The sequence below is a fragment of the Ruegeria sp. BH8 genome, assembly GCF_056538065.1.
In genome coordinates, this window is the sequence record NZ_JBQFSP010000015.1 from 26,200 (window position 1) to 40,492 (window position 14,293).

At 58.5% G+C, this 14,293-nt stretch carries 14 protein-coding genes; 4 read left to right on the plus strand and 10 right to left on the minus strand.

Annotated features, from left to right (window positions below; translation table 11 throughout):
* Positions 1-84 precede the first annotated feature (84 nt).
* Positions 85-960 (minus strand): LysR family transcriptional regulator, encoded by an 876-nt coding sequence (locus ACR0AD_RS18330; protein ID WP_480488892.1) that lies wholly within the window; start codon positions 958-960, stop codon positions 85-87.
* A 100-nt stretch (positions 961-1,060) separates the two neighbouring features.
* Here ACR0AD_RS18330 and ACR0AD_RS18335 point away from each other — a divergent pair, with 100 nt between their 5' ends.
* Positions 1,061-1,219, plus strand: coding sequence for a hypothetical protein (locus tag ACR0AD_RS18335; protein ID WP_480488890.1), 159 nt, complete (start codon positions 1,061-1,063; stop codon positions 1,217-1,219).
* Positions 1,220-1,371: 152 nt separating this feature from the next.
* Here ACR0AD_RS18335 and ccoP read toward each other — a convergent pair whose 3' ends face one another.
* The 4 genes from ccoP to ccoN are packed head-to-tail and all read right to left on the minus strand — an operon-like array spanning position 1,372 to position 4,782.
* Positions 1,372-2,235 carry a cytochrome-c oxidase, cbb3-type subunit III gene (ccoP, locus tag ACR0AD_RS18340; RefSeq protein ID WP_480488888.1) on the minus strand — a complete coding sequence of 288 codons (864 nt, stop codon included), beginning with the start codon at positions 2,233-2,235 and terminating at the stop codon, positions 1,372-1,374.
* Positions 2,232-2,417 (minus strand): cbb3-type cytochrome c oxidase subunit 3, encoded by a 186-nt coding sequence (locus ACR0AD_RS18345; RefSeq protein ID WP_209507756.1) that lies wholly within the window; start codon positions 2,415-2,417, stop codon positions 2,232-2,234. Before ACR0AD_RS18345 ends, ccoP begins: the two co-directional genes overlap by 4 nt.
* A 12-nt stretch (positions 2,418-2,429) precedes the next feature.
* A complete protein-coding gene (ccoO, locus tag ACR0AD_RS18350) occupies positions 2,430-3,158 on the minus strand; it encodes a cytochrome-c oxidase, cbb3-type subunit II (protein ID WP_209507754.1) in 729 nt (242 codons plus the stop codon).
* A 16-nt stretch (positions 3,159-3,174) separates the two neighbouring features.
* The gene (gene ccoN, locus ACR0AD_RS18355; protein ID WP_480488886.1) at positions 3,175-4,782 is read right to left on the minus strand and encodes a cytochrome-c oxidase, cbb3-type subunit I; all 1,608 of its coding nucleotides are present in this window, start codon (positions 4,780-4,782) and stop codon (positions 3,175-3,177) included.
* Between the two features lie 201 nt (positions 4,783-4,983).
* Here ccoN and ACR0AD_RS18360 point away from each other — a divergent pair, with 201 nt between their 5' ends.
* Complete coding sequence (locus ACR0AD_RS18360) at positions 4,984-5,823, plus strand: universal stress protein (protein WP_480488885.1); 840 nt, start codon at positions 4,984-4,986, stop codon at positions 5,821-5,823.
* A gap of 39 nt (positions 5,824-5,862) precedes the next feature.
* Here the strand turns inward: ACR0AD_RS18360 and ACR0AD_RS18365 are convergent, their stop codons facing one another.
* Positions 5,863-6,117, minus strand: coding sequence for a GlsB/YeaQ/YmgE family stress response membrane protein (locus tag ACR0AD_RS18365; protein WP_209598278.1), 255 nt, complete (start codon positions 6,115-6,117; stop codon positions 5,863-5,865).
* 73 nt (positions 6,118-6,190) lie between these two features.
* Positions 6,191-6,934, minus strand: a complete 744-nt coding sequence (gene fnrL / locus ACR0AD_RS18370; protein WP_267363531.1) for a transcriptional regulator FnrL — start codon at positions 6,932-6,934, stop codon at positions 6,191-6,193.
* Between the two features lie 61 nt (positions 6,935-6,995).
* On the opposite strand from fnrL, the gene hemN reads away from it, so the two are divergent.
* Both hemN and ACR0AD_RS18380 read left to right on the plus strand, forming a co-directional pair.
* A complete protein-coding gene (hemN, locus tag ACR0AD_RS18375; RefSeq protein ID WP_480488883.1) occupies positions 6,996-8,351 on the plus strand; it encodes an oxygen-independent coproporphyrinogen III oxidase in 1,356 nt (451 codons plus the stop codon).
* A 213-nt stretch (positions 8,352-8,564) separates the two neighbouring features.
* Entirely contained in the window at positions 8,565-10,493 is a 1,929-nt protein-coding gene (locus ACR0AD_RS18380) for an elongation factor G (protein WP_480488881.1), read from the plus strand.
* Between the two features lie 24 nt (positions 10,494-10,517).
* Here ACR0AD_RS18380 and ACR0AD_RS18385 read toward each other — a convergent pair whose 3' ends face one another.
* From ACR0AD_RS18385 to ACR0AD_RS18395, 3 genes are read right to left on the minus strand one after another with little or no spacing between them, the layout of a single operon-like run.
* On the minus strand, positions 10,518-12,095 hold the full coding sequence (locus ACR0AD_RS18385; RefSeq protein ID WP_480488879.1) for an ABC transporter ATP-binding protein: 1,578 nt from the start codon (positions 12,093-12,095) through the stop codon (positions 10,518-10,520).
* Positions 12,092-13,198 carry an ABC transporter permease gene (locus ACR0AD_RS18390; protein ID WP_480488877.1) on the minus strand — a complete coding sequence of 369 codons (1,107 nt, stop codon included), beginning with the start codon at positions 13,196-13,198 and terminating at the stop codon, positions 12,092-12,094. Before ACR0AD_RS18390 ends, ACR0AD_RS18385 begins: the two co-directional genes overlap by 4 nt.
* Positions 13,199-14,293, minus strand: a complete 1,095-nt coding sequence (locus ACR0AD_RS18395) for a microcin C ABC transporter permease YejB (protein WP_267363536.1) — start codon at positions 14,291-14,293, stop codon at positions 13,199-13,201.

A 14,293-nucleotide genomic window follows, 5' to 3' on the forward strand; every position in this document is an offset into this window, starting at 1 on the left:
GCTCTTCTGAGTGTGTGTTCTTCCAGATCACGTGCATAGCAACTTTGACATGGGTCAAAACGCGCATCGTACAGACACCTTTTATCACATTTCCCGAGCCTGACGCCTCAACCACGTCACAAATGTCCTGACTGCGGGTCTAAGTGCCGAATTTGGCGTCACAATATGGTAACCGCGCGTATCCGGCTCTGCATAAAGCTCGACAATACGACCGGCCTTGATGTCCGGCTCGACGAAATGTCGCACTGTGACAGTGACCCCCTGCCCGGCCCTCAGTCCGTCCAGTACCAGGTTTCCCGGCAACTCGGTGCGCCCGGCGCCGCGTTCGGGACCAGCACCGTGTTCGGCCAGCCAGGTCGTCGCCTCGGTGGTTCCGATTTCCTCAAGCCAGGGCAGCCGGGCCAGCTCGGTCGGAGTCCATGATGTCTTTTCCCCCAGCAGTTTCGGGGCGGCGACGATGACCACGGGCGACTGCAACAGCATTTCAGATTGCACACCGGTCCAACCGCCGGGGCCGTACCGAATGGCAATATCGATCCCACCCGGTCGCAGTTCGACAATTTCCGCGGTGGGATCAAGGATCAGGTTCACCTCGGGGTGGGTATCGCGAAAGGCCGGTAGGCGCGGCATCAGCCATGAGGCTGCAAAAGAGGATGTCAGCGACACGTGGACCGGGCGATCCTGACCAGACCGCGCCAAATCCCCCACTGCCGCCTCGATCGCGCCAAACCCCAGTTGCAGGGCTCGGGCCAGGTGTTCACCATCGGCGGTCAGGGTCAGGGCTTTGCCGGTTCGATCCAGCAAGGCAGCACCCAGATGTTTCTCAAGTACGCGCAACTGTTGGCTAATCGCCGCATGGCTTACGTTTAGCGCAGCCCCAGCTTCGACCACATTGCGCTTCTCAGAAAATGCCGCAAACGCCCTCAGCGCGGCCAACGGGGGAAGCGACAACCAATTCATATGTAACCCTGACTTACACCATGGAATGGTATTTGAGTCGCATTCAGCACCTCAAAGGTCAATCTTTATTGCAGAGATACCCATGCAGAGGAGACCAACCATGCTGACTGTTTTTGCCAGATCTTTCATGACCGCAACCCGGATCAATGCACCGCATATTCGCGATGCGCCAAAGCCGGGTCGCCACAAACGCCGTTGGCTGCCGGAAGGTCATTGGTGGATTAAAAACCCGCGCGAGGTGGATCCGAGCAACTTTTGACGCAGGGAACAGTAAACCTGAATCTGGACCACAGGTTTAAGTGGCCTTATTGTGGGAAAAAAGCACCGGCTGTTCAGGAAACGCGCGAACAGATGGAACAGCCGGTGCCCCAGCCTTCGGGCGGCGAACCGCCCGAAGGTGTTCTTTAGATCTTACTGACCGCCACCCAACTGGTGGACATAGGCAGATACGGCGCGAATCTGCGCCTCGGTCAGGCGGGTATCCCAGTTCGGCATGACACCAAAGCGGCTGTAAGTTACGGTTTCCGTCAGCGTTTCTTCGCTGCCACCGTAAAGCCAGATCGCGTCAGTCAGGTTCGGCGCACCCTGGAAGATATCGCCTGTGCCATCCTCGCCGTGGCAGGCCGCACAGTTGTCTTCGAAGACAACTTTACCTGCCTGCGCCGCCGCATCGTCGGTCTGGGCATTGCTCAGCGACATGACGTACTGAACCACCTGCGTGATTTCGTCGTGTTCGAGGATTTCGCCAAATGCCGGCATCTCGGAATAGCGCGCATCGTCGCTTTCTTCGTTCCGCACACCGTAGCTGACGGTGTAGACGATATCGTCCAGCGTTCCGCCCCACAGCCAGGCATCATCCAGCAGATTCGGGAAACCCGGCGCACCCTGCGCACCCGAACCATGGCATTGTGCGCACCAGGTCCGGAACACCGCACCGCCCGAGTTCACGGCATATTGCTGAAGCTCTGCATCCTTGGCGATGTCTTCCAGCGAAGTTTCCACCAGCTTGGCGTTCCAGGGCGCGTTTGCCTCTTCGAAGGCAACCATGTCCTGCTGTACGTTTTCACGGGTTGACCATCCCAGCACACCGGCTGTCGCGCCATGGACCAGGGGCCAGGCCGGAAACATGATCGTGTAGATCACGCCCCAGAAGATGGTGGCGTAGAAAGTCCATAGCCACCAGCGCGGCATGGGATTGTCGAATTCCTCGATCCCGTCCCAGCTGTGCCCGGTTGTGTTCGGATCGCCCGGCTGTTTATCAGGTGTCTTGCTCATTGCCGCGCCTCCTTGGGTGTGGCGGGTTTGTCTTGATGCCGGAAGGGGATGTTGGCGGTGTCCTTGTATTCCTTGCTGGCACCGGGGCGGAAAACCCAGATCACGATGCCAACGAAGAAGGCAAACAACACAAGCAGCATCCAGCTATCCGCGAACTGTCGAAGCAGTGTGTATTCTTCCATCACACCCTCCTGTTAACGGCTTGCATCCGGGGTAAAGGTCGAGAAATCGACCAGCGTACCCAGCATCTGCAAATAGGCGATCAGCGCATCGGCTTCGGTCAGTTCAGGCTGACCATCGAAGTTGCGCACGTTGACCTTGTCACCGTACCGCTCGAGCAGACCGTCGTAGTCACTGTCAGGATCGGCCTGCGCGCTGAAATCGGCAACCGCGTTTTCCAGCATCTCCTCGGTATATGGGGTGCCGACAACCGCATTGGTCGCCATGATGTCACCGATATACTTGCCGTCGATCTTGCGATGTTCGAGGAAGCCGTATTTCGGCATCACCGATTCAGGCACCACAGACTGAGGGTCGCGCAGGTGGTCCATCTGCCACTGATCCGAATAGCGACCACCGACACGCGCCAGATCAGGTCCGGTACGCTTTGATCCCCACTGGAACGGGTGATCATACATCGACTCAGCCGCCAGCGAGTAGTGACCGTAACGCTCGACCTCGTCCCGCATCGGGCGGATCATCTGGCTGTGGCAGACATAGCAGCCTTCGCGGATGTAGATCTCACGCCCCGCCATTTCGAGAGGGGTGTAAGGGCGCATGCCCTCCACCTTCTCGATGGTGTTCTCAAGATAGAACAGCGGGGTGATCTGCACCAGGCCACCGATGGTCACGACCAGAAAGCTGAAGATCAGCAGGAGGGTCGCGTTGGTCTCGAGGATCTTATGTTTGTCGAGAATTGCCATTGCTCCGGCCCTCCCTCTATTCAGCCGGGACCGCGACGGTCAGGCTGGCCTCTTTGGCCGGCGCTTTCCGCACAGTCATCCACAGGTTGTAGCACATGATCAGCGCACCAGCGACGAACATCACGCCACCCAGCGCACGCACCACGTACATCGGGAACTTGGCGGCCACGGTGTCAGCGAACGAGTTCACCAGGAAGCCGTTGGCATCCACTTCACGCCACATCAGGCCTTCCATGATACCTGTGACCCACATCGACGCGGCGTAAAGCACGATGCCGATCGTGGCGAGCCAGAAGTGCCAGCTGACCATTTGCAGCGAGTACAGACGCTCGCGTTTCCACAAGACAGGCACCAGGAAGTACAGTGCACCAAAGGTGATCATGCCGTTCCAGCCCAGCGCGCCAGAATGCACGTGACCAATGGTCCAGTCGGTGTAGTGGCTGAGACTGTTCACAGCACGGATCGACATCATCGGACCTTCAAAGGTGGACATGCCGTAGAAGCCGACCGAGATGACCATCATGCGGATGATCGGATCGGTGCGCAGCTTGTCCCAGGCCCCCGACAGGGTCATCAGACCGTTGATCATACCACCCCAGGACGGCATCCACAGGATCACCGAGAACACCATGCCCAGCGTCGACGCCCAGTCAGGCAGCGCGGTATAGTGCAGGTGGTGTGGACCGGCCCAGATATACAGGAAGATCAGCGCCCAGAAGTGGATGATCGACAGCTTGTAGGAAAACACCGGACGTTCGGCCTGTTTCGGGATGAAATAGTACATCATGCCCAGGAAACCCGCGGTCAGGAAGAAGCCCACAGCGTTGTGGCCATACCACCACTGGATCATGGCATCCTGCACGCCTGACCAGACGATGACCGATTTCGAACCCCAGATGCTGACCGGGATGGTCATGTTGTTGACCAGATGCAGCATGGCGACGGTGACGATAAAGGCCAGATAGAACCAGTTGGCCACATAGATGTGGGGTTCTTTCCGCTTGATGATCGTACCCAGGTAGACAGCCAGATAGGCGACCCAAACAATGGTCAGCCACAGATCGACATACCATTCTGGTTCGGCATATTCCTTGGACTGCGTTCCGCCCAGCACATAACCGGTTGCGGCCAGCACGATGAACAGCTGATAGCCCCAGAACACGAACCACGCGAGGTTTCCGCCCCAAAGCCGCGCCGCGCTGGTACGCTGAACCACGTAGAACGAGGTTGCGATCAATGCGTTACCGCCAAAGGCAAAAATGACTGCCGAGGTGTGCAACGGACGCAAACGACCAAAGTTCAGATAACCCTGCGCCCATTCGAAGTTCAGTACCGGAAACGCCAGCTGAAACGCGATAAAGGTCCCGGCGAGGAACCCGATCACGCCCCAGAAGGCAGTTGCGATCACGCCATAGCGGATCACGCCATCCATGTATTCGCCCGAGCGGTCGATCTGATTACCTGGCTCGTCAGTGTTTCGAAGCGTCCAGATGAACAGGCCACCGGCGATGAGCATCACCAGCAGCGCATGTACCTGATACGCCAAATCGCGTGCATAATTGGTTCCGATCGCTGCAAACAGCGCGATCAGACCAAGCACGATCAGCTTGATGTAATTCGACATATTGCGTCCCTTTGCCATGCCCCGCGCGCTTTTGATTCTTATGACGCGCGAAACCCATTTGACTGGCTGCCGTTCTGAAGCACGGCCACCTTCATTGCTTTGATCTGTATCAAGACAGTCCAGCGTTTTCTATGACACGCATGGTAGTAGAAAAGGGCTAACAGGTCACATGAGACCAATTGCCCGAAACATGAGGTCAAAATGGCGTATAAATCTCTTCTCACAGTCATGACCGAAACGCAGACTGCACAGGCTGCTTTGGCGCAGATTGTGGCCCTGGCCGAGTCTCAGGATGCCCATGCCGAAGTCCTGTGTCTGGGTGTCGATCGCAGTCAGACAGGTTATTATTATGCGGGTGCCAATGCGTTGATCGTTCAGGAAACGCTGAACCGGGCCAATGCCGAGGCACAGGATTTGCTGACCTTTGCCAATGATTATCTCGGCAAATCCGGCGTACGCTGGTCCGCCGAACACGGCGTTGCACAGATTGCTGATATCGGGCGCCACGTCGCGCACCGGGCCCGGTTTTCCGACCTTGTGATCCTGCCGCATCCGTATGGTGATGGTCGGGGGGCCGAGGCCGAACCCATTATCGAAGCGGCCATGTTCGAAGGACATTGCCCGGTTCTTGTAGTTCCCGACAGCGGCGCGCCATTGAAAGCGCCGGGCAACATCATGATCGCCTGGAACGAAAGCGTCGAGGCCATGTGCGCCATCCGGCGGGCCCTGCCCTTCCTCAAACAGGCCGAGATCGTCCGTATTGTGGTCATCGACCCGCCACAGCATGGGCCGGACCGGTCAGACCCGGGTGGGATGCTGTCCCAGATGCTGGCCCGTCATGGTGTCAAATGCGAGATCGACGTGCTCAGCAAGACCATGACCCGAGTCTCGGATATCCTTAATCGCCACGCGACGGATACCGAATCGGACATGATCGTGATGGGCGCTTATGGCCATTCCCGCTTTCGCGAAGCCATTCTGGGAGGGGCGACCCGGAACATGCTGGAACAATCCTCGGTTCCGGTGTTCCTGGCGCACTGACCCAATCAAGTTAAAAAGCCGCCTCGACAGGCGGCTTTTTCACCCCCGGCGGATGAGGCCGATCAGGAACAACAGGATCACCGCCCCAATTGTCGCGAAAAGGATCGACGAGAACAGGCCCCCTCCAACGGAAAAACCAAGCGCCGGAAAAATCATGCCCGACAGGAACGCGCCTACGATGCCGACGATGATGTTGCCGATCAGGCCGAACCCACGGCCTTCCATGATCTTTCCCGAAAGCCATCCGGCGATTGCGCCAATGAACAGCATTGCCAACAGACTGCTGAACCCCATGCCACACTCCTATGTTAGTACGTGAACCGACCGGCTGGTCGCGGTAAGCGAACTCTGCCGAACGAAAGACTGGTCAGACCAGAAACCCGCCATCGGAATCGTCGCCTGCTTCTTCCATGAGTCGCCCAAGATCGGGGATGGTCACGTGACGTTTGCCTTCCAGTAAGATCAAACCGTCCTTTTTCAGAGCTGAAATCTGGCGGCTGACCGTCTCAAGCGTAAGTCCCAGATAATCCGCCATGGCTTCTCGGGTCAGGGGCAGATCGAACACGATCGGTCCTGACAGGCCCTTTTGACCAATCGACGCATCCCGCCGGGCAATGATCGAAATCAGGCTGGCAATCTTTTCGCGCGCTGTCTTGCGACCCAGAACCAGCATCCATTCGCGGGCGGCGTCAAGCTCGTCCAATGTCATCTGCAGCAGGCGATGCGCGATGTGAGGCGTTTCGTCCATCAGCTCTTCGAATGGTTTCTTGCGGAAACAGCACATCACGACATCCGTTGTCGCCTGCACATCGTAAGGCGCAACGTCGCGCCCCGGGCGACCGACGAAATCGCTGGGCAGAAGCAGACCGACCATCTGGGTGCGCCCGTCTTCCATGGTTTGCGTCAGCGATGCGATTCCCGATACGACCGAGCCGACGAAGTTCATCTGGTCGCCCGACCAGATGATGGTCTGACCCGCTTCGAAACTGCGGTAATATTTAATGCCGTCAAGCGCTTCCAGCTCGTCCGCGTCACAGCGGGCGCAGACCGCGCGATGTCGTATCGGGCAGTCTTCGCAATTTGAGTGATCGAACTGTGCTTTTATTGTCATCTGCGTTTCCACTTGATCTCCGTCAAAGCACCTAAGTCGCCTGCCCCCTAAGGGTATCGTCATGATAGTGAAACCACAATTGGCAAAGCTTGGACTTTTTGACGCGAAAGTACCGCGTTACACAAGCTATCCCACAGCGCCCCATTTCAACAATGACGTGGGGGCGGACATGTTTGGCGACTGGATTTCGGGAATCAAACCCGGCAGCGCCATATCCCTTTATATCCACGTCCCGTTCTGCCGCAGGCTGTGCTGGTTTTGCGCCTGCAGAACGCAAGGCACACAAACCGACAATCCGGTGATTGCCTATGTGGATGTTCTGAAAGCCGAGCTGGACCTGCTGGCGGCGCGTCTGCCCGCGGGTGTGGTCCTGTCGCGCCTGCACTGGGGCGGCGGTACGCCAACGTTGCTGAATGCCCAGCTGATGCGCGATCTGGCACAGCACATTCTGGGGATCGTCCCCATGGGGCCGGATGCCGAATTCTCGGTTGAAATCGATCCGAACGAGATTGACGAGGCACGTCTGGATGCGCTGGCAGAGGCAGGCATGAACCGTGCCTCGATCGGGGTGCAGGATTTCGACGATGAAATCCAGAAAACCATTGGCCGCATTCAAAGCTACGATACCACGCGCGATGCAATCGACATGATCCGCGCACGTGGCATTGCCAGCCTGAACGCGGACATCCTTTACGGGCTGCCGCATCAGACCAAGGCCCGGATGACGGAAAGCGTGCAGAAGCTTTTGTCGCTCAACCCGGATCGCGTGGCGCTTTATGGGTATGCCCATGTGCCGTGGATGGCCAAACGGCAGCAACTGATCCCGTCGGACGCACTGCCAACGCCCGAACAACGGCTGGAACTGTTCGACACCGCCCGCCGCCTGTTCCTGTGGGACAACTACGCCGAGATCGGCATCGACCATTTTGCCACGCAGGATGACGGGCTGACCCATGCCCTGCGCGCGGGTCGTCTGAAGCGGAACTTTCAGGGTTATACCGACGATCAGGCCGATGTGCTGATCGGTGTCGGGGCCAGCTCGATCTCGCGCTTTCCACAAGGCTATGCGCAGAATGCCCCGGCTACGTCTGCTCATACCAAGGCCATTCGCAACGGGCAGTTCTCGACATCCCGCGGGCACCTGTTCAAAGGTCAGGACATTCTGCGCGCTCGTCTGATCGAAGCACTGATGTGCGATTTCCGGATCGATTCGGCTGAAATCCTGCGCGATCACGATATCTCGGCCGCAGCGCTGAACGAGATGTATCGTGCCGCCAACGCCTCATTCGACGGGCTGCTGCAAATCAGCGACGAGGGGCTGTTTATCCCCCCCGAGGCGCGCGCGCTGACCCGGATGGTTGCCCGCAGCTTTGACGCATACGACCTCAGCAAAGCCGGGCACAGCTCGGCGATCTGACCTCTCTTTTTGCGGGCAACATTCAGCCCGTAAAGCACAAAACACATCGGGGGCTTGACGCACGCCTGCGGTTTTTCCCACACTCAAGCTGTGGGGTGATGTTTCACCCTGCGGCCTGAGGCGGGCAAATTACAGACAGTCCTAGCTGACGCGACTGCGTCGGACGGCCCTTTTCGTGCAGCCATTCTGCAACCTGAAAGAGGGACAACACTCATGCGCGTATTCACCGTCCTCGGGCCCAGCCAGTCGGGCAAATCTACCCTAGTGGAGGCCATCAGCCGCCTCGACGGGCGCCCGACCACATTCGATGTTTCCGGAACCGTGCACTTGCACGGTTTTTCTTACCTGGACGAGCCCTGGTGCGCGGTCGACGTGGATGGGGGTGGCGATTCCCTCGCTTATGTCGGCCCTGCCATGGCAATCTCGGATGCTGCCGTTATCGTGGTACCACCCGATCCAAATGCCGCCGTGCTGTGCGCGCCCTATCTTCGGCTGGTGGAAGAGGCGGCCATTCCCTGTTTTCTTTTCATCAACCGCATGGATAACCCCAATGGCCGCATCCGCGACATCATCGCGGCGCTGCAAACCTATTGCACGCACCACATCGCCCTGCGTCAGGTTCCGATCCGCGAGGGCGACACGATCATCGGCGCGGTCGATCTGATCTCGGAACGGGCGTGGAAATATCAGGAGGGCCAGCCGTCGGCCCTGATTGAGCTACCCAAATCTGTCGAGGATCGCGAGCAGGAAGCCCGGACCGAGTTGCTTGAGACGCTTTCCGATTTCGATGATCACCTGCTGGAACAATTGATTGAAGACAAACAGCCCCCAAGCGATGAGGTTTATGAGCTGGCCGCGCAAGTTCTGCAGAATCATCAGTTGATCCCCGCCTGTCTGGGCGCCGCAAGCCACGGCAACGGGCTGACGCGCCTGATGAAAGCGCTGCGTCATGAGGCCCCCGAGTTTGATATCGCCGCCGGACGGGACGAGGCCGCCGAAAGCGCCCGTGCCATCGCGGGCTTTGCGGATGTCAAAAAGCATATCGGAAAGATCATCGTTCTGCGCGGCCTTGGGGACGGGGTAAAAGCGCATGAGGCGTTGGGCGGTGAAACGGTCGGCAACCTGACAACTCTGGACGCCAAGACCCAGATCGCTACGCTGGAGGCCGGGCAGATCGGACTGGCAGTCAAATCCGATCACCTCAACCCCGGATACATTTATGACAGTTCTTCTGCGACGGAACTGCCGGAATGGGCGTCTTCTCATCCGGTTGCGCATCGTCAGGTCGTCTCGCCCGCGCATGAGCGGGACGATGTGCGCCTGTCAAACGCCCTGAGCCGTCTGGCCGAAATCGATCCGGGCCTGCACCTGCAACAGGATGAGATGAGCGGTCATTCGATTCTGGGCTCGCAGGGACCGCAACATATGCGCCGCGTGACCGCCAAGCTGGCCGAGGATTTCGGGATCGAGATCGAGGCGGAACAGGTGGAAACCGCCTATCGCGAAACCATTCGCACAACGGTTGAGCATCGCCATCGCCATCGCAAACAGTCCGGCGGCGCGGGGCAATTCGCAGATGTGGTGATTTCGGTTGCGCCATTGCCGCGCGGATCGGGGTTCCAGTTCGATGAGGTGGTCAAGGGCGGTGCCGTTCCCAAGAACTACATCCCGTCGGTGGAACACGGGGCCAAGGACGCATTGGAACAAGGCCCCGAGGGCTTTCCGGTGGTTGATGTCAAAGTGACCCTGAGCGATGGCAAACACCACAATGTGGACAGTTCGGATTATGCCTTCCGGACCGCAGGCAAGAACGCCGTGCGCGAGGCATTGCCGCAAGCCAAACCTGTGGTCCTGCAACCGATCCTGAGCGCCGAGATACACTTACCCTCGGCCTTTGTGGGCGATCTCGTACCAACGATCAGCACCCTTCAGGGGCAGGTTCTGGGATTTGAGGGCAACCCGAATGCGACGGGCTGGGAGATATTCAACGCCCAGTTGCCCGCCGTTGCCGAGGACGAACTGCACCGCACCCTTGCCAGTGCCACGCGCGGGACCGGGTGGGTCAAGCTGAGCTTTGATCACTACGAGGAACTGCGCGGGCCTGTGCCCCAGTCATCTGCACGGGAAAAAGCCAGCGCCTGACGCGCGACACCGGGCGGGCTGTTCTCAGCCCGCCGCTGCGATCAATTCGCGGGTATAGTCGGTCTGGGCATTTTCGAACAAATCCTCGGCCGCGCCCATTTCGACCACATCGCCGTTGCGCATGACGACCACGTTGTGCGACATGGCCCGGACCACTTTCAGGTCATGGCTGATGAACAGATAGGCCAGCCCGTATTTCTGTTGCAGATTGCGCAGCAGATCGACGATCTGAACCTGAACGGTCATATCCAGCGCGCTGGTCGGCTCGTCCAAGACCAGCAGTTTGGGCCGCAGAACCATCGCGCGGGCAATGGCGATGCGCTGACGCTGACCGCCGGAAAACTCGTGCGGGTATCGATCCATCGTTGTCGGATCCAGCCCCACTTCGGTCATCACCTCGGCCACAAGTTCGCGTGGCGCACGGTCCGGGTCGACTTTGTGAATGGCCAGACCTTCCGCAATGATCTGCTGACAGGTCATCCGCGGGCTGAGGCTGCCAAACGGGTCCTGAAACACGATCTGCATGTCCTTGCGCAACCGGCGCAGTTCCCGCGTGGACCATTTGCGCACGTCCTGATCGCGAAAGGTGATGCCACCCTCGGACGCAATCAGCCGCATTATGGCCAGTGCCAGTGTGGTCTTGCCCGACCCGCTTTCGCCAACAATCCCCAACGTCTCACCCGCGCGCACGCTGAGGGTCGCGTCGTTCACCGCTTTCACATATCCAACCGTACGCTTCAGAAACCCGCGCTGGATCGGGAACCAGACCTTAAGGTGGTCGGTGCGTGCGACCTCTTCCGCATCTGTGGCAACGGGTTCAGGCTGACCCGACGGTTCTGCCGCCAGTAGTTTGCGGGTATAGGGGTGCTGCGGGTTTTCGAATATCTCGGCCGTCACGCCGGTCTCGACAATCTCGCCGTCTTTCATCACACAGACCCGGTCGGCGATGCGGCGCACGATGCCCAGATCATGAGTGATAAACAGCATCCCCATGTTTTCCGATTTCTGCAATTCAGCCAGCAGCTCGAGGATCTGCGCCTGAATGGTCACATCCAGTGCCGTTGTCGGCTCATCCGCGATCAGGATGTCCGGTTTGTTGGCAAGGGCCATGGCGATCATCACCCGCTGCCGCTGACCGCCTGACAACTGATGCGGATAGCTGTCCAGCCGGTCTTGAGGATCGCGGATACCGACCTTGGTCAGCAATTCGACAATCCTGTCCCGTGCCACATCGCCAGCCACACCCTGATGCAGGGCCAGCGATTCAGCCATCTGTTTCTGGATCGTGTGCAAAGGGTTCAGCGACGTCATCGGCTCTTGAAAGATAAAGCTGATGTCGTTGCCCCGCACATCCATCAGACGCTGTTCCGAGGCGCCAATCATCTCTTGCCCGTCATAGGTGACCGAGCCTTCGACCAAGGCGCTGTCGCCCAGCAGGGAAACGGTCGATAACGCCGTCACGGATTTTCCTGATCCGGATTCACCCACCAGCGCGACGGTTTCACCGCGGTCCACGGTGAAGGACACGCCTTTGACCGCCGCGTTGATCTGCCCATCCTGACGGAACGAGACCTTGAGGTTTTTCACATCCAGCAAGCTCATGAGAAGGTCTTTCTGGGATCAAACGCATCGCGCACGCCTTCGAATATGAAGACCAGCAGCGACAGCATGATGGCAAAGGTGAAGAAGGCGGTGAAGGCCAGCCATGGGGCCTGCAGGTTCTGCTTGGCCTGCAAGGTCAGCTCTCCCAGCGAGGGGGCCGAGGATGGCAGGCCAAAGCCCAGATAATCCAGCGAAGCCAGCCCGCCGATGGTTCCGGTGACGATGAACGGCATGAAGGTCAGCGTGGCCACCATCGCATTGGGCAGCATATGGCGGAACATGATCGTCATGTTGCCCACGCCCAGCGCCCGCGCGGCGCGCACATATTCAAGGTTCCGCGCCCGCAAGAACTCGGCGCGCACCACGCCAACCAGCCCGGTCCAGCTGAACAGGATCATCAGCGCGACCAGCAACCAGAAACTTCGCCCCAGCACCGCAAACATGATGATGATGACATAAAGCGACGGGGTTGCGGACCAGATCTCGATGATCCGCTGAAAGATCAGGTCCAGCCACCCACCAAAGAACCCTTGTATGGCGCCCGCGAAAATCCCGATAAGGCTTGCCGCGCCCGTCACAAGCAGCGTGAACAGGATCGAAAGGCGAAAGCCGTAAATCACGCGGGCCAGCACGTCGCGCTTGGTATCATCGGTACCCAGCAGGTTCTGGCCGTTGGGCGGCAGGGGCGCCGCGCCGGGCCGATCCACCGAGGTATTGAAGGAATAGGGGATCAACGGCCAGAGCGACCAGCCGCGTTCAAAACCCTCGGCCTGGAATGTACCGGCGTCGATCTGTTCGATGATGCCTTCGGGATCGTCGAAACAGTCTTCCAATCCACCGCTGTCGATAAGGCACTGAACCTCGGGGTCGCGATAGATCGCTTCGGTCTGGAAATCACCGCCAAATTCGGTTTCGGCATAGAAGTTGAAAACCGGCGTAAAGTACTCTCCCCGATACTTTACAAGGATGGGTTTGTCGTTGGCGATGAACTCGGCAAACAACGACAGGCCGAACAATACCGCGAAGATGATCAGCGACCAGAAGGCCCGTCTGTTGCGGCGGAAATTGCTCCAGCGGCGCTGGTTTAGCGGGGAAAAAGCCATTTACCCCTCCCGCTTTTCAAAATCGATGCGCGGGTCGACCAGCACATACATCAGGTCGCTGATGATGCCAACGACCAGCCCCATCAGACCGAAGATGAACAGCGTGCCGAAGATCACCGGGTAATCGCGGGCCACGGCGGCCTCGAACCCCAATCGGCCCAAACCATCCAGCGAGAAGATCGTCTCGATGATGATCGACCCGCCAAAAAACACCCCGATGAACACGGCCGGGAACCCTGCAATCACGATCAGCATCGCGTTGCGGAAGACATGACCATAGAGAACCTTGCGCTCGCTCAGCCCTTTGGCACGGGCGGTCATGACATACTGTTTCTTGATCTCATCCAGAAACGAGTTCTTGGTCAGCAGGGTCAGCGTCGCAAAGGCAGATATCGTCAGCGCAATCGTCGGCAGTGCTATGTGCCAGAAATAATCCGTGATCTTGCCAAAGAAACTCAGGCTATCCCAATTGTCCGACGTCAGGCCGCGCAGCGGGAAGATTTGCCAGTATGACCCGCCAGCAAAAAGCACCAGCAGCAGGATCGCAAACAGAAAGCCCGGAATGGCATAGGCCACAATAATCGCCCCGCTTGTCCAGGTATCGAATTGCGATCCATCCTTGACCGCCTTTCGAATACCCAGCGGGATCGAGACCAGATAGGCAATCAGGGTCGACCACAGCCCCAGCGAGATCGAGACCGGCATCTTTTCCAGCACCAGGTCGATCACACTGATCGAGCGGAAATAACTCTCGCCGAAATCAAACGTCAGATAGTTGCCCATCATGATCACGAACCGTTCAAGCGGGGGCTTGTCGAAGCCGAATTCTTTTTCAAGTTCGGCAATAAACTCGGGCGGAAGGCCGCGTGCGCCGACATATTTGTCGTCGAAGACACCGCCCGCCGGTTCGGAACCCGCTCCGGCATCGCCCCCACCGGCGAACCCGGCGAACACGTCACCCTGACCTTCGATTTGCGCGATGATCTGTTCGACCGGCCCGCCAGGTACGAACTGGACCAGCGTGAAGTTGACGATCATGATACCCAGAAGGGTCGGAATGATCAGCAATAAGCGTCTTAGTATATAGGCGCCCAT

Excerpts from the sequence above, each read along its gene's own strand:
- ACR0AD_RS18330 (WP_480488892.1), bottom strand. The coding sequence starts at position 960 with ATGAATTGGTTGTCGCTTCCCCCGTTGGCCGCGCTGAGGGCGTTTGCG.
- ACR0AD_RS18335 (WP_480488890.1), top strand. The coding sequence starts at position 1,061 with ATGCTGACTGTTTTTGCCAGATCTTTCATGACCGCAACCCGGATCAAT.
- ccoP (WP_480488888.1), bottom strand. The coding sequence starts at position 2,235 with ATGAGCAAGACACCTGATAAACAGCCGGGCGATCCGAACACAACCGGG.
- ACR0AD_RS18345 (WP_209507756.1), bottom strand. The coding sequence starts at position 2,417 with ATGGAAGAATACACACTGCTTCGACAGTTCGCGGATAGCTGGATGCTG.
- ccoO (WP_209507754.1), bottom strand. The coding sequence starts at position 3,158 with ATGGCAATTCTCGACAAACATAAGATCCTCGAGACCAACGCGACCCTC.
- ccoN (WP_480488886.1), bottom strand. The coding sequence starts at position 4,782 with ATGTCGAATTACATCAAGCTGATCGTGCTTGGTCTGATCGCGCTGTTT.
- ACR0AD_RS18360 (WP_480488885.1), top strand. The coding sequence starts at position 4,984 with ATGGCGTATAAATCTCTTCTCACAGTCATGACCGAAACGCAGACTGCA.
- ACR0AD_RS18365 (WP_209598278.1), bottom strand. The coding sequence starts at position 6,117 with ATGGGGTTCAGCAGTCTGTTGGCAATGCTGTTCATTGGCGCAATCGCC.
- fnrL (WP_267363531.1), bottom strand. The coding sequence starts at position 6,934 with ATGACAATAAAAGCACAGTTCGATCACTCAAATTGCGAAGACTGCCCG.
- hemN (WP_480488883.1), top strand. The coding sequence starts at position 6,996 with ATGATAGTGAAACCACAATTGGCAAAGCTTGGACTTTTTGACGCGAAA.
- ACR0AD_RS18380 (WP_480488881.1), top strand. The coding sequence starts at position 8,565 with ATGCGCGTATTCACCGTCCTCGGGCCCAGCCAGTCGGGCAAATCTACC.
- ACR0AD_RS18385 (WP_480488879.1), bottom strand. The coding sequence starts at position 12,095 with ATGAGCTTGCTGGATGTGAAAAACCTCAAGGTCTCGTTCCGTCAGGAT.
- ACR0AD_RS18390 (WP_480488877.1), bottom strand. The coding sequence starts at position 13,198 with ATGGCTTTTTCCCCGCTAAACCAGCGCCGCTGGAGCAATTTCCGCCGC.
- ACR0AD_RS18395 (WP_267363536.1), bottom strand. The coding sequence starts at position 14,293 with ATGGGCGCCTATATACTAAGACGCTTATTGCTGATCATTCCGACCCTT.